This window comes from Caulobacter sp. DMC95 (assembly GCF_056313785.1).
In genome coordinates, this window is sequence record NZ_JBQUZP010000003.1 from 262,363 (window position 1) to 280,179 (window position 17,817).

The following is a 17,817-nucleotide window of genomic DNA, read 5'->3' on the forward strand; positions in this document are numbered from 1 at the left end:
CTCGGCTATTTCGCCTTGCGCGCGGGTTTGCGGCCGCCTTGGCCGAGCCCCATCTGCTTGGCGAGATTCGAGCGAGCCTCGGCGTAGTTCGGCGCCACCATTGGGTAATCCTTGGGCAGACCCCACTTGGCGCGGTAGTCCTCAGGCGTCAGATCGTATTTGGTGCGCAGGTGGCGCTTGAGCGATTTGAACTTCCGGCCGTCTTCCAGGCAGACCAGATAGTCCGGCGTGATCGACTTCTTGACCGGGACCGCCGGCTCCTTCGGCGTCGGCGCGGGCTCAGCGGCCGGGGCGCCGACATTGGCCAGCGCAGCGTGCACCTGCTGGATCAACGCGGGCAGGTCGGCGGTCGAAACAACGTTATTGCCGACATAGGCCGAAACGATGCCCGCAGTCATCTCGATCAGGTCCGATTGATCTTCCATATGCCTCGCCCGTCGCCAAAACTTTTTGTTGGTGCGGCTGATTCCTAGATCAGTTGAGAGGTGCATACCCAGATTGCCCACAACGAGCAACACGGAGGTCCCCAAGAGATCATTTGTAATGATCTAATGTTCAGTTGACCCTGCGGCTACTCGAACTGGAGTGATCGCTCAGCTGATTTTTTGAGTATCGCTCGCCGCAGCTATTCGATATCGGCGATATCCAGACCTTATCGACCAAAGTCGCGCGAGAGCGCCAGCATGGCCGCGCGCTGCGGGGCGGAGTATTCGTCGACAGCCCCCTCGTCGCCGTCGCGGATCGCCTTCAGAAGCGCTGGCGTCAGGGCTGAGGTCAGCGACCAGTTCCAGTAGCGCAGGACAGTCTGGGCGCGGTCGACGGCGATGGCGTCATAGACCGTCAGCACCCGCTCAAGATTGGGATCGACCGCGCCGGTGCGGTCCGCTTCCTGCCGGCGCAGGCCGCGCCAAAGCTGGCGTATGCAGCCGCGGGGCAGGCCCGTAGCCTTGCACAGGATCGCCAACGGCTCGCCGCCCGGATCGGTGAAGATCTTGGCCCCGGTCATCGGCTTGAGGCCCGACAGATAGGAGATCTCTTCGGCGATCTCGCGGGTGAAGCCCCCCTCCCCGGCCGCAACGGCTTCGTCCAGGCTATTGAACGGGCTTTTGGCGATGGCGGCGCGGTTGCGCTGGCGGCGTTCGATGAACTGCAGCGCCTTGCGCGACAGCGGGTCCTGCCAGCCCTCGGCCGAAGCCAGGGCGAAGACGTCGCCGACCGCGTCCTGCAGGATCTCACGCGAGACCGCGAAACGCTGGAGAATGACCCGCCGCGCCTCGGCGTCGGCCCACCAGAACATCACATAGGCGTGGCTGGGGCGCAGTTCCGCGCGGCGCAGCAGCAAGGGGATCAGGTGCGGCGCATCGCGCGTGGCGGCCACGATGTTCTCGACGCCCTGGTGGCTGAGCTTGACCAGCTCATTGCGCAGCAGGGTTTCGATGACGGCGGCCTCGCCCATGTCGATCAGGGCGTCGGCGACCACTTCGCTAACCCCGCGCCGCTGGGCGATCAGGCGGCGATGCTCGGTCGTGGCTTGATACAGGCAGCTGATCAAATCGGCGTCCGACAGCTTCTCGGAGTCGACCAGCAGGGCGCGCGCCACCGGCAGTTCGTCCCGCAGCAGCAAGCGGACCAGCACGCCGGGCATCTCGTTGAGCATGGCCAGGCGGCGGGCCACCTTCTCGCGCTCGGCGATATTGGCGTCACGCAGCATTTCCACCAGCAGATCGGCTGTCATCGAGCGTTCGAAGGCGTTGATCCGGCTGCTCGGCAGGCAGACCACATCGGCCAGACGCTTGAGCAGGGTCGACCGCGAGCGCGGCGCGGCCCGGGGGACCTCAGGCTCTTCAAACGACGGTGTCAGCGCGGCTTCGCTCATGCTCCCAAACAGACCAGAGCGTGATTAACGGTCGGTGAGCACGGGCGCGGCAAATAAGCGCCAGCGCCCCCTCCGTCTCGCCGCCTATCGGCGTCAAGACACCTCCCCCGCACGCGGGGGAGGATGAACGTCCTCCTCACCCGCAAAACGGGGGAGGTGGCGCGGCGCAAAGCGACGCGACGGAGGGGGCGCTAGAAGCCCTACCGGAACTCAGGATCCTTCCATTCCGGCCAGATGTCCGGCACGTCGGTCGAAACCTTGTTCGGATAGACCGGCGCGCGCTTTTCCAGGAACGAGGTCACGCCCTCCTTCGCGTCACCGGAGGCGCCGCGCGACTGGATCGCGCGGCTGTCAGCCTTGTGCGCCTCCATCGGATGATCCGCGCCGGCCATGCGCCACAGGAGCTGGCGGGTCAGGGCCACCGAGACAGGCGCGGTGTTGTCGGCGATCTCGCGGGCCAGAGCGCGGGCGGCGGGCAAAAGCTCATCAGGCGCGTGCAGCGACCGCACCAGACCCTTCTCCAGCGCTTCGGATGCCGGGAACACGCGGCCGGTGTAGCACCATTCCAGCGCCGTCTGCAGGCCGACGAGACGCGGCAGGAACCAGCTGGACGCCGCTTCCGGATTGATGCCCCGACGCGCGAACACGAAGCCGAACTTGGCCTCCGTCGACGCCAGACGGATGTCCATCGGCAGCTGCATGGTCACGCCCACGCCGACCGCCGCGCCGTTGATAGCGCCGATGATCGGCTTCAAGCTGTCGTACATCCGCAAGGTCACGCGGCCGCCGCCGTCGCGATAGATGTCACCGACCTTGCCCTCTTCGCGCTCCAGCGCCTGGGGGCTGGTGCGGTCGAAGGTCGCCCCGCCGCCGCCCAGGTCCGCCCCGGCGCAGAAGGCCCGGCCCGCGCCGGTGATAATCACCACCTTGACCGCGTCGTCGGCGTCGGTGACGTCGAACACCTCGATAAGGTCCTTCATCATCCGGGCGGTGAAGGCGTTCATGCGGTCGGGGCGATTGAGAGTGATCGTCGCGATCCCATCCTCGACATCGTACAGCAGGGTCTCGAAGGTCGGTTTCGACATGGCGTGCTCCTCGGCCTGGTTTTTAAACGATCGTATGACCCGAACATGTCCGAGGACAAGGCCAGCTCGCCGGGCGTTTCAGCGCTCTACTGTTTTGGGTTTGCTGCGACGGCGCGTCGCGGCGCGCGAACGTACGAAGCTGAGCCATTCTCAGGCCGTCCGGTACCCCCCATAGCCGGACGCCCTACAGCGTCGGCGCGAAACCCAAGGCTCGCGGCCGGCGCGCCCTTTCTCAGCCCCGCTTCACACCCAGCTTGCTGATCGCGTGCACGAAGTTGTTCGGCGCGATCTCGATGTCGCCCGTCCAGTTCAGGTCGGGGAAACGCGCCAGAATCTGGCGATAGGCTTCTTCCAGCTGGATCTGCGCCACGCGCTTGCCGATGCAAGTGTGCGGGCCGTAGCCGAAGGCGATGTGTTTGCCGGCGTTGGCGCGGGTGACGTCCAGTTGATCAGGGTTCTCGAACATGGCCGGATCGCGGTTGGCCGCGCCGTAGTACATGATCGCCTTCTCGCCCTCGCGGATCAGCTGGCCGTTGACTTCGACGTCGCGGGTGGCGGTGCGGCGCATGTAGACAACCGGGCTGACCATGCGAATGAACTCGTCGACCGCGCCGGCCAGCAGCGACGGATCGGCGATCAGCTTCTGCTTCTGGTCCGGGAACTCGGTCAGCAGCCGCATGGCCCCCGACAGGGTGTTGCGGGTGGTGTCGTTGCCGGCGAACACGATCAGCAGCCACGAGCCGTCCAGATACTCGTCCGGCAGCACCGCGCCGTCGAGCTGGGCGCGGGCGATCGCGGTCATCAGGTCTTCCTTTGGGTCCTCGCGACGCTTGTGCAGCATCGTGCGGCCGTACTCGAACATCTCCTCGACGTTGTTGTTGAAGTCCATGACGAACTGCATGAGCTCCAAGGTCGGCTGCATCGGCGCATTGGCCTGCTTGACCGCCAGGTCCTGGGCGCGCTCCAGATAGTGCATCCAGGTCAGGAACTTTGGCCGGTCCTCCGGCGGCACGCCCAGGATCTCGCACAGGGTGAATAGCGGTAGCACGCTGGAGAAGTGCTCGACCATGTCGATCTCGGCGCCGTTCGCCAGCAGCGGCTCCATGTTGTCCAAGAGGCGCGTGACCTCGCCCTTCACGCGCTCGGTCAAGCCGCGCAGATAGGACGGCGTAAAATACGGCATGTGCTCGCGGCGCAGCTGCAGGTGATGCGGCGCGTCCATGTTGATCATGGTGTCCATCGAGGCGCGGAACAGCAGCGCATGGCGCTTCTCCGGCGCGCCCATCGACATCAGGATGCCACCGCGCTGCGACGAGAAGGTCTCGGGATCGCCATTGACCCGGTGGACGTCCTCATAGCGCGTCAGGGCCCAGAAACCCGGCCCGCCCATCGGCTCGGGATGCCACATCACCGGCGCCTGTTCGCGCATCCGGGCGAAGTCGGCCCAGGGCTGACCGCTGGTGAAGCGGAAGATGTCGGCGAGATCGACGTCCTTGAGCGTCGGATAGGTCGGCGGCGCGCCGGGCCCCGCCTTGCCGTCCACCACCGTCTGACTGATCAGGTCCATTTAACGCCTCACTGGAATAGGTTTCCGTTAGCGTCACGATACCCAAGATCGACGTTCGTCCAACGGCGCCGCGACGGCAACTTGCGCAAGAGCCGAACCTGGGCGCATCCTCTCAACTAAACACCGATCAGCGACGAGAACGCGGACGGTCGAGGGAGAGAAACGATGACCGGGATCATCGAGGCCGACTACGTCATCGTGGGCGCAGGCTCAGCCGGCTGCGTGCTGGCCGCGCGCTTGTCGGAGAACGGCCGCTACAAGGTGGTTCTGCTGGAAGCGGGCGGCGATGACCGCCCCACCAAGAACCTGTCGCAGTTCGCCTCGAACATGATGATCCACATTCCGGTCGGCTACTCGTCGACCCTGAAGGATCCGAAGGTCAACTGGCTGTTCACCACCGAGCCGGACCCCGGCACGGGCGGCCGCAGCCATGTCTGGCCGCGCGGCAGGGTGCTGGGCGGCTCGTCCTCGATTAACGCCATGCTCTATGTGCGCGGTCAGGCGGCCGACTATGACGGCTGGCGGCAGCTGGGCTGCGAAGGCTGGGCCTGGGACGACGTCCTCCCCTACTTCCGCAAGGCCCAGAACCAGGAGCGCGGCGCCTGCGACCTCCACGCCACCGGCGGTCCGCTGAACGTCGCCGACATGCGCGACGCCCACCCGATCTCCGAGGCGCTGATCGAGGCCTGCGACCAGGCCGGTATCCCGCGCTATCCGGACCTGAACGGCCCCGACCAGGAAGGCGCGACCTGGTATCAGGTGACCCAGAAGAACGGCGCGCGCTGCTCGTCGGCGGTGGCCTATCTGCACCCGGCCATGAAGCGTCCGAACCTGCGGGTCGAGACCAACGCCCTGGCCGGCCGCGTGCTGTTCGAAGGCAAGCGCGCCGTCGGCGTCGAGTTCATGCAGAACGGCGTCAAGCGCACCGCCATGGCGCGCGGTGAAGTGATCCTGGCCGGCGGCGCGATCAACTCGCCCCAACTGCTGCAACTGTCCGGCGTCGGCGCCGGCGGCCTTCTGCGGGAACATGGGATCGAGGTCGTTCACGACCTGCCCGGCGTCGGCGAGAACCTGCAGGACCACTACATCGTCGCCGCTCGCTACCGGCTGAAGTCGGGCACCATCTCGGTCAATGAGCAGAGCAAGGGCGGACGCCTGGCTGCCGAAGCCATGAAGTACCTGCTGTTCCGCAAGGGCCTGCTGACCCTGTCGGCGGCGCACGTGGCGGCGTTCTGTAAATCGCGCCCCGATCTGGCCGGCCCGGACATCCAGTTCCACATCCTGCCCGCGACCATGGACCTGGAGAAGCTGTTCAACGAGCAGAAGATGGAGCTGGAAGGCGCGCCGGGCATGACCATCGCCCCGTGCCAGCTGCGCCCCGAAAGCCGCGGCCACATCCGCATCAAGTCGGCCGATCCGTCGGTCTATCCGGCCATCTTCGCCAACTATCTGGCCGATCCGCTAGACCAGGAGGTCATCGTCGCCGGCCTGAAATGGGCGCGGAAGATCGGCCAGCAGCCGGCCATCGCTCAGTACGTCGAAAGCGAGATGAACCCCGGCCTCGAGGTCCAGACCGACGAGCAGCTGCTGGAGTTCGCCCGCCAAACCGGCTCGACGCTCTATCACCCCGTGGGCAGTTGCCAGATGGGAACCGGGCCGATGGCCGTGGTCGACGCCCAACTGCGCGTGCGCGGCGTCGAGAGCCTGCGCGTGGTCGACGCCTCGATCATGCCGCGCCTGATCTCCGGCAACACCAACGCCCCCTCGATCATGATCGGGGAAAAGGGCGCGGACATGATCCTGGCGGCGGCCAGACAAACCGTGGCCGCTTAGCTCCCAACCCGTGTCATCCCGGACGGCACGCAGGGGCGATCCGGGATCATAGCAAACACAGCGCTCCCAGCGGTCCCGGCTCGGCCTTCGGCCGTCCGGGATGACAGCTTAAAACGAGGTATCGATATGCACCCCTACCTCCACGCCCAATCGCAAGGCGACAAGGCCGCCTATGTCATGGCCGGCTCCGGCGAGGTCGTGACCTACGCCCAGCTGGACGCCCGCTCGAACCAGGGCGCGCACCTGTTCCGGTCGCTGGGCCTGGCGCCCGGCGACGTCATCGCCATCCTGATGGAGAACAACGCCCGCTTCTTCGAGGTGGCGTGGGCGGCGCAGCGCTCGGGCCTCTATTTCGTCTGCATCTCGACCAAGCTGACCGCCGGCGAGGCCGAGTACATCCTGCAGGACTGCGGGGCCAAGGTGTTCATCACCTCCACCGCCATGGGACCGGTGATCGACGAGATCGCCGCCCTGGTCCCTGACCTGTCGCTGTTTACGGTGGGCGGCGCGCACGGCCCTTACGCCGACCTCGTCGCGGCCCGCGACAGCCATCCGGCCACGCCGATCGCCGACGAGAGCGCGGGCACGGACATGCTCTACTCGTCGGGCACCACGGGCCGGCCCAAGGGCGTGAAGCCCGCGCTCAGCGGCGGGCCGATCGACGCGCCTAACGCCCTGCAGATGATGGCCCAGGGCCTGTTCGGTTTCTCGGGCGAGAGCATCTATCTCTCGCCCGCGCCGCTCTATCACGCCGCCCCGCTGCGCTGGTGCATGACCGTGCACAAGCTGGGCGGCACGGTCGTGGTGATGGAGAAGTTTGACCCCGAGGTCGCCCTGGCCCTGATCGAGAAGCACAAGGTCAACTGCGGTCAGTTCGTCCCGACCCACTTCGTGCGCATGCTGAAGCTGCCGGAAGCGGTCCGCGCCAAGTACGACGTCTCGTCGATGAAGTCGGCGGTGCACGCCGCCGCCCCCTGCCCCATCCCGGTCAAGGAACAGATGATCGCCTGGTGGGGCCCGGTGATCTTTGAGTACTACGCCGGCACCGAGGGCAACGGCTTCTGCTGGATCAATTCGGAGAACTGGCTGACCCACAAGGGCAGCGTCGGCCAGGCGGTGCTGGGCGAGCTGCGCATCTGCGACGAGGCCGGCGACCCCGTCCCGCCGCGCACCGAGGGCACGGTCTATTTCGCCAACGGCCCGGCGGTGAACTACCACAACGCCCCGGAGAAGACCGCCGAGAGCTACAACAAGCACGGCTGGACCACGCTGGGCGACGTGGGCTGGGTCGACGAGGAGGGCTTCCTCTACCTGACCGACCGCAAGAGCTTCATGATCATCTCGGGCGGGGTGAACATCTATCCGCAGGAGATCGAGAACCTGCTGATCACCCACCCCAAGGTCGCCGACGCCGCCGTGGTGGGCGCGCCGCACGAAGAGATGGGCGAGCAGGTGGTGGCGGTGATCCAGCCGATGGACCTGGGCGACGATCAGGTCGCCCTGGCCGAAGAGCTGATGGCCTTCGCCCGCGCCAATCTCAGCCACGTGAAGTCGCCGCGCCGCATCGACTTCATGGCCGAGCTGCCGCGCCACCCGACCGGCAAGCTCTACAAGCGCCTGATCCGCGACGCCTACTGGGGCAAGGGCGAGAGCAAGATCGTCTAGGGGTAGGCACGGCTTTCTCATTGATCTTTCTAGAAGTTGCCACCACATTATAGAAAATGGTGGCAACGAGGATCATATGGCTCTTCAACGCCTTCCCCTGGCGATCCACACGAACGTCGCCGAGTTGCTTGACCAGCTACGCGCCGCCCAGATCACCGCGTTCGGCGATGGCGCAAGCTTCCTGCGCCGCGAACGCAAGGGACGCTACTACTGGTACGTCCGATCGCCGCAATCCCAGGGCGAAAGGCGAGAGCGCTATCTTGGCCTCGAAACGCCTGAACTCCTGCAGACGATCGAGCAGGCCAAGCAGGCGAAAAGCGCCTTGGAAGGGCGGCGCATGCTGGTCCGTGCGCTTCGCGCCGCAGGTCTGCACGCCCCCGATAGTCGCACGGGACGCGTGCTGAACAGTCTGGCCCAAGCGGGCGCCTTCCGCCTCCGCGCCGCCGTGGTGGGAACGGTTGCGTTCCAGACCTATGGGGCGCTTCTAGGCTTTGCCCTGCCTGCCACGGCGGTGCGGACCGGCGACCTCGACATCGCTCAGGACTATGGAATCTCCGTGGCGCTGGACGACCGTTTGGACGAGACGTTTCTCGACGTCCTACGAACCGCCGACCCCAGTTTCAGCGCTGTGCCGAAGCTCGCCGCAGGCAAGAGCACGGCCTATCGCACGCCTGATGGCTATGCGGTCGATGTGTTGACGACCAGCCGTCACGCCGGTGACGAGGCAAGCTCGCGGCTAGAGGCGCTGAATACCGACGCCACACCTCTTAGGTTTCTGGACTTTCTGCTCCGCGACACCGTCGAAGCCGCCGTACTGCACGGCGACGGCGTGCTCGTTCGCGTCCCCGCACCCGCGCGCTACGCAGTCCACAAACTGATCATCTCGCGCAAGCGCAGCCAGGCCAATCCCAAGCGCCGCAAAGACTTCGAGCAGGCAGAAACGCTGATCCAGGCCCTCGCCCAGGAAGACCCCTTCGCCCTGCGCGAGGCCTATGCTGAGGCGCGCGATCGCGGCGAGGCCTGGCGGGAGCTTCTGGATCAGGCCGTCTCGCTGCTGCCAGAGCCCGCACGCGTCGCCCTGGAAGCTTGAGCCGGCTTGCCCTTCCAGGCGGCTCATGCGACCTATCCAAACAACTGTTCGAGGGAGAAATCACATGAAAGAAGTCGCCTACGCCGACATCGCCGGCCTGGTGGGCCAGGAGCTGGGCGTCTCGGACTGGGTCGAGATCAGCCAGGAGCGGGTCAACCAGTTCGCGGAAGCCACCGGCGACCACCAGTGGATCCACGTCGACGTCGAGCGCGCCACCAAGGAAATCGGGGGGCCGATCGCTCACGGCTACCTGACCCTGTCGCTGATCCCGATGCTGGGCGCGGGCATCCTGCGGGTCACCGGCGTCACGCGCGGCATCAACTATGGCTGCGACAAGGTCCGCTTCACCGGGATGGTCCGCGTCGGCAAGAAGGTGCGCATGCGTCAGAAGCTGCTCGCCGTCGAGCCCAAGGCCGGCGGCCTGCAGATGAAGAACGAATGCACCATCGAGATCGAGGGCGAGGAGCGTCCCGCCTGCGTCGCCGAGACCATCTCGATCATCTACGGCGCCTAAACCGTCGACCTTGCGGTAATCGAGGCTTTGCTGTCATTTCCCCTGGCGGCCCTTCGCGATAGCGGATGGACCCACCGCCAGGGGATTTGCATGCTCGAACTCCGCCCCAATTGCGAACTTTGCGACATCGACCTGCCACCGGCGGCCACGACCGCGCGCATCTGTAGCTACGAGTGCACCTATTGCGCCGACTGCGCCGAAAGCGTGCTGCGGAATGTCTGCCCAACCTGCGGCGGCGACCTGCAAGCCCGTCCCATCCGCCCGCGAGCCGCCTATCGCGCGCCGGACATTTCACTCGGACTCAGCTTCCATCCGGCCAGCGAAACCCGCAAACATTCACGCTGGAGCCGGGACGAGATCGCCGCCATGACCACGCGGCTAAAGGATGTTCCGCCGAGCGAGCGTTAGATGGCGAAGCAGCACGACTACACCAGCCTGATCGAATGGACTGGCGACCGGGGCCAGGGCACGCTCAGCTATCGCGGCTATGATCGGACCTGGACCATCGCCACGCCAGGCAAGCCGCCTGTGCCGTGCTCCAACGATCCGCTGCTGGGCGGCGACCCAACCCTGCACAATCCCGAGGACCTACTGCTGTCCTCGCTGAGCGCCTGTCACATGCTCTGGTATCTGCACCTGGCGTCCAGCGCCGGGATCGTGGTGCGCGGCTATCGCGACCAGCCCATCGGCGTGGGGGAGAGCACGCCCGACGGCGCGGGGCGCTTCGTGCGCGCGACGCTGAGACCGCACATCGTGGTGGAGGCCGGCGCCGACCTCGCCAAGGCCGACGCCATCCACCACGAGATCCACAAGGTCTGCTTCATCGCCCGGTCGGTGAACTTCCCGGTCGACTATGCGGCGACCTATGCAGTCGACGCCTGAGAGACCGGAGCAGCGACGGTTTCTAGGCCTAACGAAAACGGCGGTTTTTCGTTAATTGATTTAAGTCAAAACTCAGCGTGACACCACGCTGAGCTTACGATGCGCTTTCTGACCTGTCTCACCGAACAGCATAACCTCTGGCTCGTCGCGCTGGCCGCAGCCCTGTGCTTGGTCGGATGCATCACCGCCGCAAACCTGCTGCGACGCCTGAAGACCTGCGATCGCAAAGCCCAGCCAGCCTGGCTGTTCATGGGCGCAGTGGCGACGGGCGCCACGATCTGGTGCACGCACTTCGTCGCGATGATCGCCTACCAGCCCGGCGTCGCGGTGGCGTATGAACCAACCCTCACGGCCGCCTCTCTCGGCGTGGCGATCCTGGGAAGCGCGCTGGCGCTGTCGATCGCCTCGCGCGGCGAGCGGCGCTTCAGCCTGATTGGCGGCGGCTTGCTGGGACTGGCCGTCGGCGCGATGCACTACACCGGTATGGCTGCCTTCACGACGCAGGCGATCATCCAATGGTCGTGGGCCTATGTCGCCGTGTCGATGGCCGGCGGCGTCGCCCTGTGCGCTCTGGCGTTTGACCGGCTGGATCGGCAAGGTCCGCTGAGCGGCGTGATCGGCGCGGTGGCCGGCATGGTCGGCGGTATTGTCGTCCTCCACTTCACGGGCATGGCGGCCATGACGGTCATTCCGCTGACGCCGGAAGGCGCCGGCGTCACCAGCGATGCGGCCAACAGCATCCTGGCGTTCGCCGTCGCAGGCGTAGGCCTACTGATCCTTGGCACCGGGGTCTCAAGCCACGCCCTCGACGCCCAGGGCCGCGCCCGCTCCGCCGCTCGCGTCGAGCAGCTTCTGGAAGGTAGCGTCGACGGCATGGTGGTGACCCGCGACGGCCGCATCGTCGCCGCGAACGCCGCGTTCCTCAGCCTGGTGAACGAAGGCGCCGAGTCCGTCGTCGATAGCCCGATGTCTCGCTGGCTGACCGACATCGACAGCCTCGCGATCGGAACCCTGGCGCAAACGAGCCTCGCCACGGACGGCGGCGGATCGCTGCCGGTCGAGGTCGCCGTGCGCCGGGAAGAAGACCAGGACAACCGCGCGCCGCTGACGATCTTCGCCGTCCGCGATCTGCGGGCGCGTCTGGCGCAGGAACGCAGGATCGCCCATCTGGCGCGCAACGATGCGCTGACCGGACTGCCCAATCGCGCCAGCTTCCTGGAGTGGGTCACCAAACAGACCTCGACCGCTGCAGCAAGCAGCAAGCTGGCCCTGCTCGCCGTGGACCTCGACCGCTTCAAGGAGGTCAACGACGTCCACGGGCACGCCGCAGGGGACCAGTTGCTGGTCAGAGTCGCCGAACGCCTGAAGGAGACCCTGCGTCCGGGCGAATTCATCGCGCGCCTGGGCGGCGACGAGTTCGTCGCGCTGACGCCGGTCGAAGCGCGCGAGGACGCCCTCTCCCTGGCCGAACGCATCGTGCGCGCCATCACCGAACCGGTCGATCTGGGCCACGCCGAGGTCTCCTGCGGCGCCAGCATCGGCGTGGCGGTTTGGCCGGACGATGCGGCCGACATCTCCACCCTCATCAACAACGCCGATCTGGCGATGTACCGCGCGAAGGCCGCCATCGCTCAAGAGGTCTGCTTCTACGAAGAGGAAATGGACGAGGCGGTTCGCCGCCGTCGTCGCCTGGCGACCCAGCTGCGCGAAGCGCTCGAGGAGGAACAGTTCAGCGTGCACTGGCAGGCCCAGGCCAGCACCGTGACCGGCGAGCTGACCGGTTACGAGGCCTTGCTGCGCTGGACTCGTCCCGACGGCCAGTACATCTCTCCCGCCGACTTCATTCCGCTGGCCGAGGAAAGCGGCCTGATCCTGCCGATCGGCGAGTGGGTCCTGCATCGCGCCTGCGCCGAGGCCGCCAGCTGGGACAAGCCCTACAAGATCGCAGTCAATCTCTCACCCGTCCAACTGAGCAATGTGGATCTGCCGCGACTGGTCCACGAGACCCTGATCGCGACCGGCCTGCCACCCTCGCGTCTGGAGCTTGAGATCACCGAGACGGCGATGATCGCCGACATGCAACGGACCACCCATGTCCTGCGACAACTGAAGGCCCTGGGCGTGTCGATCGCGATGGACGATTTCGGCACCGGCTATTCGTCACTGTCGACCCTGCGCGCCTTCCCGTTCGACAAGATCAAGCTGGATCGCAGCTTCATGCTGGAACTGGATGGCGGTAAGCAATCCAAGGCCATCATCCACGCGGTGCTAGCGCTCGGAAACAGCCTTGAAATCCCGGTGCTGGCCGAAGGCGTCGAGACCCTCGAGCAGCTCCAGTTCCTGCGCGAACAAGGGTGCAACGAGGTGCAAGGGTACCTGATCGGCCGCCCGCAACTGGATCCGTCCTTGAAGATCAGCGACGAAGCACAGACGCTCTGGGACACCCCCGTCGAGGCGGCTGACGATCGATCGCGCGCCTCGCGACCCAGAACTCGCCGAGCCTGAGCAGCCGGCCCGCCGCATAGCGAACGGGCCGAGGTTTCAAAGGGCGCCGCAGGTCGCGCCGGCACGACCTGCGGCGGTGACGCCTACTTCGCCGGCACGACCGGCAGCTCGACATAGGACTCCTGGCCTGCGGCGTGGTGGATCGCGTTACGGGCCACGACGAACTTGGTCTCCTTCTCGTTGTCGCCGCCCGTGTTCAGGTTGCGGACGAACTTGGGGAAGTTCGACGAGGTGATCTCGATGCGAATACGATGCCCGGGCAGGAAGGTGTTGCTGGTCGTGATCGGCGTGGGCTTCACGACGCTGACTGCACCCGCCGTCAGGAACTTGGGCTTGTCATAACCGTCGCGATAACGGGCCCGCATGATCGTGTCGCCGATGATGTAGGCCGTGCCGTCCGGGGCCACGTCGACCAGCTTGACCGCGAAGTCAGTGTCCTTGGCGTCCGACGACACGTGCAGCACCGGGCGGACGAAGCCGGAGACCTCCATGGCCTCGGTCAGCGGCTCGCTGGTGTAGACGAGCACGTCACCGCGCGCCTCGATCGGACGCTGGTCGAAGGCGCCGGCGATGACGAGGCCGCCGTTGCAGCAGTCGCCGCCGCCGATGGTCTGCACCGGGTTGGCCGGGTCATAGACGTAGCGGTCGGCCTTTTCGCCGGCGGCCGGCGCGGCGGTCGACAACTTGCCGTCGCCGTTCAGGCTGTTGGCCTGTCCGCCCGAGCGCAGATAGAAGCGCACCGTCTTGGCCTGTTGCGGCGGCCACTGGGCGCTTTCCCGCCAGGCGTTGGCGCCCATCGAGTAGTAGCGAACCGGCGGCGTCGAGGCCGAGAACGCGGCCGTATCGCCCTTCAGCCAGCGATCGAAGAAGGCGTAGACCTCCTTCTCGGCGTCGAAATCAATCGAGCCCAGGGCCCGGTCGCCCGACTTGTAGGGACCGCTCAGCACCCGCGAATTGAAGCCGCAGTGGTTCGAGGGCGTGACCACCACGTATTGGTTGGCGCTGGCTTCCTTGTCGGAGTTCACCGTCCGGGCGTGATTGAACAGGGCCATGTTCGGCCCGATCGACACGTCGTACCAGGAATTGAACCATAGGGCCGGGACGCCCCAGCCGGCGTCGTCGTGATAGAGCCCGCCCTTGCGCCAGGCCGGGTCGGCCGGGCCCTTGCGATTGATCAACTCTTCGAACGTACCGGTCGGCTCGCCAAGGTCCTTCAGCATGTCGGCCACCGGCAGGTGACGGATCTGCTTGGGCCAGTCGACGGCGGGCTTGTTCGGGGCCAGGTCGTTGTACTTGGCCAGACGCGCGATGGTCGCCTGGTCCAGGCCCTTGGGCGGCTGCGGGTTCAGCGGATTGTCGACACCGTAAAGCCAGACGAAGAACAGGTTGCGCGGCACGCCGCCGGTGTACCAGTTGCCCTGCTCCTCGAACTCGCCGACCTTGCCGATGCCGGCGCCCGACGCCTGCGGGACCATGGCCGCGTGAGCGGGGTGGTTCTGGCCGGCCAGGGCCAGCTGCCACTCTGCCGAGGACGAGCAACCGCGCGTGCCGACCTTGCCGTTCGACCAGGCCTGCTTGGCGATCCAGGAAAGGGTGTCGTAGCCGTCGGTCTGTGGCTTGCCGAGGATCTCCCACTCGCCTTCGGAATAGAAGCGACCGCGCTCGTTCTGCAGCACCAGGGCGTAGCCGCGCTTGATCGCCTCCAGCGCGCTGCGGCTGCTGCCGACCTTGTAGGAGAGCTCGTTATAAGGCGTCTTGATCAGGATGGTCGGCAAAGGCCCCTTGGCGCCCTTGGGCCGATAGACATTGGTGGCCAGCCGCACGCCGTCGCGCATGGGCACCATCTCGAACATCGTCACGTCAGCCTTCTGGGCCAGCTCGCGCTCGATCGCGGCGTCCGAAAACTGAGAATAGTCTTGAGCCAAGCTTGGCGATGCGATCGCCAAGACCATGACGGCCGCACAAACCTTCATTGAAGTATGCATTTCTGTTCCCTCTCCTACCCCGCGTCCACCAATCAAACAGACCGCTGACGCTCAAGCCACTTTTCGTCATCGCGGATGAGCGCCCGGGATTGCACGGCGTCGCGCCATCGCTGCCCAAGAGCCCGACTTCCCGCTCCTCACCCCCGCGCCCAGGGTCGGAGCGTCTTGCGCTGCGCATCGGTTCATGGGCTGCTCCCGCGCCGACCTCGGCCAACCAGAGGATCTCGATGCCCCTCGCGCCCAGCCGCCGCCATCTGCTTTCCGTCGCCGGTCTCGCCGCGCCAGCCCTGCTCGCCGGACGGGCTGACGCCCGAGCGTCAAAGAGCGCCGCCGCGACCCAACTGATCCCGAACTCGATCCCCGTCGCCGACCTCCACAAGCAGTTCGACGTCGAGCCCGGCTATCACAACCTCGAGGCCGGCTACTGGAGCATGATGCCGCGTGTGGTGGCCGAGGCCTTCGCGCGCAACACCGCCCACGTGAATAGCGCCAACGCCGTCTGGGCGCGCAATGTCATGCCGGGCGGAGAGGGCTGGACCAGCGCCTTCCGCGCCGCGCAGGCCGCGATCGCGCGGCTGGTCGGCTGCAGCGCAGACGAGATCGCCATCGCCCGCAGCGGCGCCGACGCCCTGCAGATGCTGATCACCAACTACAAGCCGCTGAAGGCCGGAGACGGGGTGATCTGCTGCGACCTCGACTACGACACCATGATTGGCGCCATGCGCTGGCTGGGGACGCACAAGGGGGCCAAGGTCGTCGAATTCGCCATGCCCGAGCCCGCGACCACCGCCAACGTTCTGGCGGCCTACGACGATGTGCTGAAGCGCACGCCGGAAGCCAAGCTGCTGCTGGTCACGCAGGTCTCGAACAAGACCGGGCTCGTCACGCCCGTCCGCGAGATTGTCGCCATGGCCCGGGCGCGCGGCGTGGACACCATCGTCGACGCCGCGCACGGCGTGGCCTGTCTGGACTTCCAGCTGGAGGATCTCGGCGCCGATTTTGTCGGCTGGTCGGTGCACAAGTGGACGTCCGCGCCGCTCGGCACCGGCGCGATGTACGTCCGCAAGAGCCGGATGGCCGACATCGACGTCGCGTTCGGAAACCGGAGCTTTCCCGAGGACGACATCAACGCGCGGATTCCGTCAGGCACCGTCAACTTCGCCGCTGTCATGACGATTCCCACGGCGGTGGATTTCCACTTCGCGGTCGGCGGCGCGGCCAAGGAGCGGCATATGCGCGGCCTCCGCGATCGCTGGGTCCATGCGGTGAGAGACGTGGCGAATGTCGAAATCTGCGTTCCGGACGATCCCGCCCGCTACTGCGCGATCACCAGCTTTCGTCTCAAGGGGATGACGACGGACGAGGCTGCGCGTCGGGTGCAGAAGCGGCTGTTCGACACTTATCGCATCCACACCATCTGGCGCGGCGGCGTGCGCAACGGCCCGGTGATCCGCGTCACGCCTGGGTTCTTCAGCACATCTGAGGACGTTGACGCCTTGGCCAAGGCCTTGCGGGTCGACCACGCGATGCTGCTGTAAACGCAAAGCGGCCGCCGGATCGCTCCGGCGGCCGCTTGATCAGTCGTAGGCTGGCGTTCAGTGCTTGATCGCGTCGCCGATCTTGTCCTGAGCCTTGCCGACCTTGTTTTGCAGGTCGCCCTTGGCCTTCTGGACAGCGCCTTCGGCTTGCAGCTTCTCGTTGCCGGTCACCTTCCCGGCGGCTTCCTTGGCCGCGCCCACGCCCTTGTCGATAGCGCCTTCGATACGATTGGTGCTCATGGCTGGCTCCTCTGCGTTGCTGTTGTGCGTCGCAGAAGAAACGACCTGACGCCGCCGGGGGTTCCGTCAGCGGGACGAGCCCATGGCCGTGGCCGAAACGGCCGCCGCCGCCGTGGCGCCCGGCATGGCCGGCTCCGGCTTTGCCCCTCGCGCCTGGGTGATGGGCGCGCCGGGAAGCTGGTCGAGGATCGCCAGGGTCTCGCGGATGAACTTGGCGTGGGTGACGATGCCGATCTCCAGCCGCTCGCCCGACAGCTCGACCTGCTGGGTCAGGAGACCGGCGATGAATTGCACCTCCTGGGCCTCGCCGGAGCCCGGGCGCCGACGGGCGCCCTCGGCCATGAACACCGGCCCGCCCGAGTTGCCGGGAAATACCGAGAAGTCCATCAGGAAGGTCGGAAAGTTGGTCGCCGGGGCCAGCGGATAGGACGCCACGCGCCCCGACCGCAGGATCGGGAAGCCCGCCGGGTTCGCCGAAAGACCGCGGGGGAAGCCCAGCGCCATCATCTCGTCGCCAGGACCCAGGTTGAAGGCGCTGAAGGTGTCGTCCTTGGCCAGGTAGTTCAGCGGAATGGCCGCCCGGACGAACTCCTCCGGAGCCTCGACCACCATGGCCGCCACGTCGCGGGTCGGGTGCTTCACCCACAGCGGGTGATCGCCATCACGGATCTTCAGCGCCTCGGGATCGTAGCGCCAGACACTGTCGGAACCCTGTACGCGATAGCCGATGCGGGCCGTCATCGACGGCATCTTTTCGAAGACGTGGGCGGCGGTGACGAGGATGGTGCGCGGCTTGCCGTCTGGCGTGGGGTCGGAGATCAGAAAGCCGGTGCCGACGGTGCGCGACCCGTCGCCCAACGGCTGCTCCAGTTGGACCGTCGCCTTGATCAGGTCGACGGAGAGGTCCACCGGCATGACGCCCCCCTCGATACGCTACTACTCACTAGCCCGACGCTTGAGCGAGTTTGACCACAGGTTTTTCACGCCGCAAGTTGTCGTTGTGCCGCATGGGCGCGTTGTTCAGGGTTACGGGGAAT

13 protein-coding genes and 2 pseudogenes are annotated in these 17,817 nt (G+C 66.3%); 8 read left to right on the top strand and 7 right to left on the bottom strand.

Annotated features, from left to right (window positions below):
- Positions 1 to 5: 5 nt before the first annotated feature.
- The 4 genes from ACT53N_RS09315 to ACT53N_RS09330 all read right to left on the bottom strand — a co-directional run bounded on the left by ACT53N_RS09315 (position 6) and on the right by ACT53N_RS09330 (position 4,528).
- Positions 6 to 425: a Ros/MucR family transcriptional regulator gene (locus ACT53N_RS09315; RefSeq protein WP_476063638.1), complete on the bottom strand. Its 420-nt coding sequence runs from the start codon at positions 423 to 425 to the stop codon at positions 6 to 8.
- Positions 426 to 652: 227 nt separating this feature from the next.
- A complete protein-coding gene (locus ACT53N_RS09320) occupies positions 653 to 1,876 on the bottom strand; it encodes a DUF2336 domain-containing protein (protein ID WP_476063639.1) in 1,224 nt (407 codons plus the stop codon).
- A 200-nt stretch (positions 1,877 to 2,076) separates the two neighbouring features.
- A complete protein-coding gene (locus ACT53N_RS09325; protein ID WP_476063640.1) occupies positions 2,077 to 2,961 on the bottom strand; it encodes a crotonase/enoyl-CoA hydratase family protein in 885 nt (294 codons plus the stop codon).
- Between the two features lie 232 nt (positions 2,962 to 3,193).
- Complete coding sequence (locus tag ACT53N_RS09330; RefSeq protein ID WP_476063641.1) at positions 3,194 to 4,528, bottom strand: cytochrome P450; 1,335 nt, start codon at positions 4,526 to 4,528, stop codon at positions 3,194 to 3,196.
- A gap of 165 nt (positions 4,529 to 4,693) precedes the next feature.
- Between ACT53N_RS09330 and ACT53N_RS09335 the strand changes: the two genes are divergently transcribed.
- The 7 genes from ACT53N_RS09335 to ACT53N_RS09365 all read left to right on the top strand — a co-directional run bounded on the left by ACT53N_RS09335 (position 4,694) and on the right by ACT53N_RS09365 (position 13,017).
- On the top strand, positions 4,694 to 6,361 hold the full coding sequence (locus ACT53N_RS09335; RefSeq protein ID WP_476063642.1) for a GMC family oxidoreductase: 1,668 nt from the start codon (positions 4,694 to 4,696) through the stop codon (positions 6,359 to 6,361).
- Positions 6,362 to 6,487: 126 nt separating this feature from the next.
- Complete coding sequence (locus ACT53N_RS09340; RefSeq protein ID WP_476063643.1) at positions 6,488 to 8,026, top strand: acyl-CoA synthetase; 1,539 nt, start codon at positions 6,488 to 6,490, stop codon at positions 8,024 to 8,026.
- Between the two features lie 76 nt (positions 8,027 to 8,102).
- Complete coding sequence (locus ACT53N_RS09345) at positions 8,103 to 9,116, top strand: nucleotidyltransferase family protein (protein ID WP_476063644.1); 1,014 nt, start codon at positions 8,103 to 8,105, stop codon at positions 9,114 to 9,116.
- Between the two features lie 64 nt (positions 9,117 to 9,180).
- Positions 9,181 to 9,630 carry a MaoC family dehydratase gene (locus ACT53N_RS09350; RefSeq protein ID WP_476063645.1) on the top strand — a complete coding sequence of 150 codons (450 nt, stop codon included), beginning with the start codon at positions 9,181 to 9,183 and terminating at the stop codon, positions 9,628 to 9,630.
- Positions 9,631 to 9,720: 90 nt separating this feature from the next.
- Positions 9,721 to 10,038, top strand: coding sequence for a DUF1272 domain-containing protein (locus tag ACT53N_RS09355; protein WP_476063646.1), 318 nt, complete (start codon positions 9,721 to 9,723; stop codon positions 10,036 to 10,038).
- On the top strand, positions 10,039 to 10,512 hold the full coding sequence (locus tag ACT53N_RS09360; protein WP_476063647.1) for an OsmC family protein: 474 nt from the start codon (positions 10,039 to 10,041) through the stop codon (positions 10,510 to 10,512).
- Positions 10,513 to 10,611: 99 nt separating this feature from the next.
- Positions 10,612 to 13,017 carry a bifunctional diguanylate cyclase/phosphodiesterase gene (locus ACT53N_RS09365; protein WP_476063648.1) on the top strand — a complete coding sequence of 802 codons (2,406 nt, stop codon included), beginning with the start codon at positions 10,612 to 10,614 and terminating at the stop codon, positions 13,015 to 13,017.
- An 83-nt stretch (positions 13,018 to 13,100) separates the two neighbouring features.
- On the opposite strand, the gene ACT53N_RS09370 is transcribed toward ACT53N_RS09365, so the two are convergent.
- Positions 13,101 to 15,002, bottom strand: coding sequence for a CocE/NonD family hydrolase (locus tag ACT53N_RS09370; protein WP_476063649.1), 1,902 nt, complete (start codon positions 15,000 to 15,002; stop codon positions 13,101 to 13,103).
- An 89-nt stretch (positions 15,003 to 15,091) separates the two neighbouring features.
- On the opposite strand from ACT53N_RS09370, the gene ACT53N_RS09375 reads away from it, so the two are divergent.
- Entirely contained in the window at positions 15,092 to 16,540 is a 1,449-nt protein-coding gene (locus tag ACT53N_RS09375; RefSeq protein ID WP_476063650.1) for an aminotransferase class V-fold PLP-dependent enzyme, read from the top strand.
- 46 nt (positions 16,541 to 16,586) lie between these two features.
- On the opposite strand, the pseudogene ACT53N_RS09380 reads toward ACT53N_RS09375, so the two are convergent.
- A pseudogene (locus ACT53N_RS09380) lies at positions 16,587 to 16,780 on the bottom strand (CsbD family protein); the annotation flags it as partial.
- A gap of 66 nt (positions 16,781 to 16,846) precedes the next feature.
- Positions 16,847 to 17,804: pseudogene (locus tag ACT53N_RS09385) on the bottom strand (trypsin-like serine peptidase).
- Positions 17,805 to 17,817 lie beyond the last annotated feature (13 nt).

Excerpts from the sequence above, each read along its gene's own strand:
- ACT53N_RS09335 (WP_476063642.1), top strand. The coding sequence starts at position 4,694 with ATGACCGGGATCATCGAGGCCGACTACGTCATCGTGGGCGCAGGCTCA.
- ACT53N_RS09320 (WP_476063639.1), bottom strand. The coding sequence starts at position 1,876 with ATGAGCGAAGCCGCGCTGACACCGTCGTTTGAAGAGCCTGAGGTCCCC.
- ACT53N_RS09365 (WP_476063648.1), top strand. The coding sequence starts at position 10,612 with ATGCGCTTTCTGACCTGTCTCACCGAACAGCATAACCTCTGGCTCGTC.
- ACT53N_RS09350 (WP_476063645.1), top strand. The coding sequence starts at position 9,181 with ATGAAAGAAGTCGCCTACGCCGACATCGCCGGCCTGGTGGGCCAGGAG.
- ACT53N_RS09315 (WP_476063638.1), bottom strand. The coding sequence starts at position 425 with ATGGAAGATCAATCGGACCTGATCGAGATGACTGCGGGCATCGTTTCG.
- ACT53N_RS09360 (WP_476063647.1), top strand. The coding sequence starts at position 10,039 with ATGGCGAAGCAGCACGACTACACCAGCCTGATCGAATGGACTGGCGAC.
- ACT53N_RS09325 (WP_476063640.1), bottom strand. The coding sequence starts at position 2,961 with ATGTCGAAACCGACCTTCGAGACCCTGCTGTACGATGTCGAGGATGGG.
- ACT53N_RS09330 (WP_476063641.1), bottom strand. The coding sequence starts at position 4,528 with ATGGACCTGATCAGTCAGACGGTGGTGGACGGCAAGGCGGGGCCCGGC.
- ACT53N_RS09340 (WP_476063643.1), top strand. The coding sequence starts at position 6,488 with ATGCACCCCTACCTCCACGCCCAATCGCAAGGCGACAAGGCCGCCTAT.
- ACT53N_RS09355 (WP_476063646.1), top strand. The coding sequence starts at position 9,721 with ATGCTCGAACTCCGCCCCAATTGCGAACTTTGCGACATCGACCTGCCA.
- ACT53N_RS09370 (WP_476063649.1), bottom strand. The coding sequence starts at position 15,002 with ATGCATACTTCAATGAAGGTTTGTGCGGCCGTCATGGTCTTGGCGATC.
- ACT53N_RS09345 (WP_476063644.1), top strand. The coding sequence starts at position 8,103 with ATGGCTCTTCAACGCCTTCCCCTGGCGATCCACACGAACGTCGCCGAG.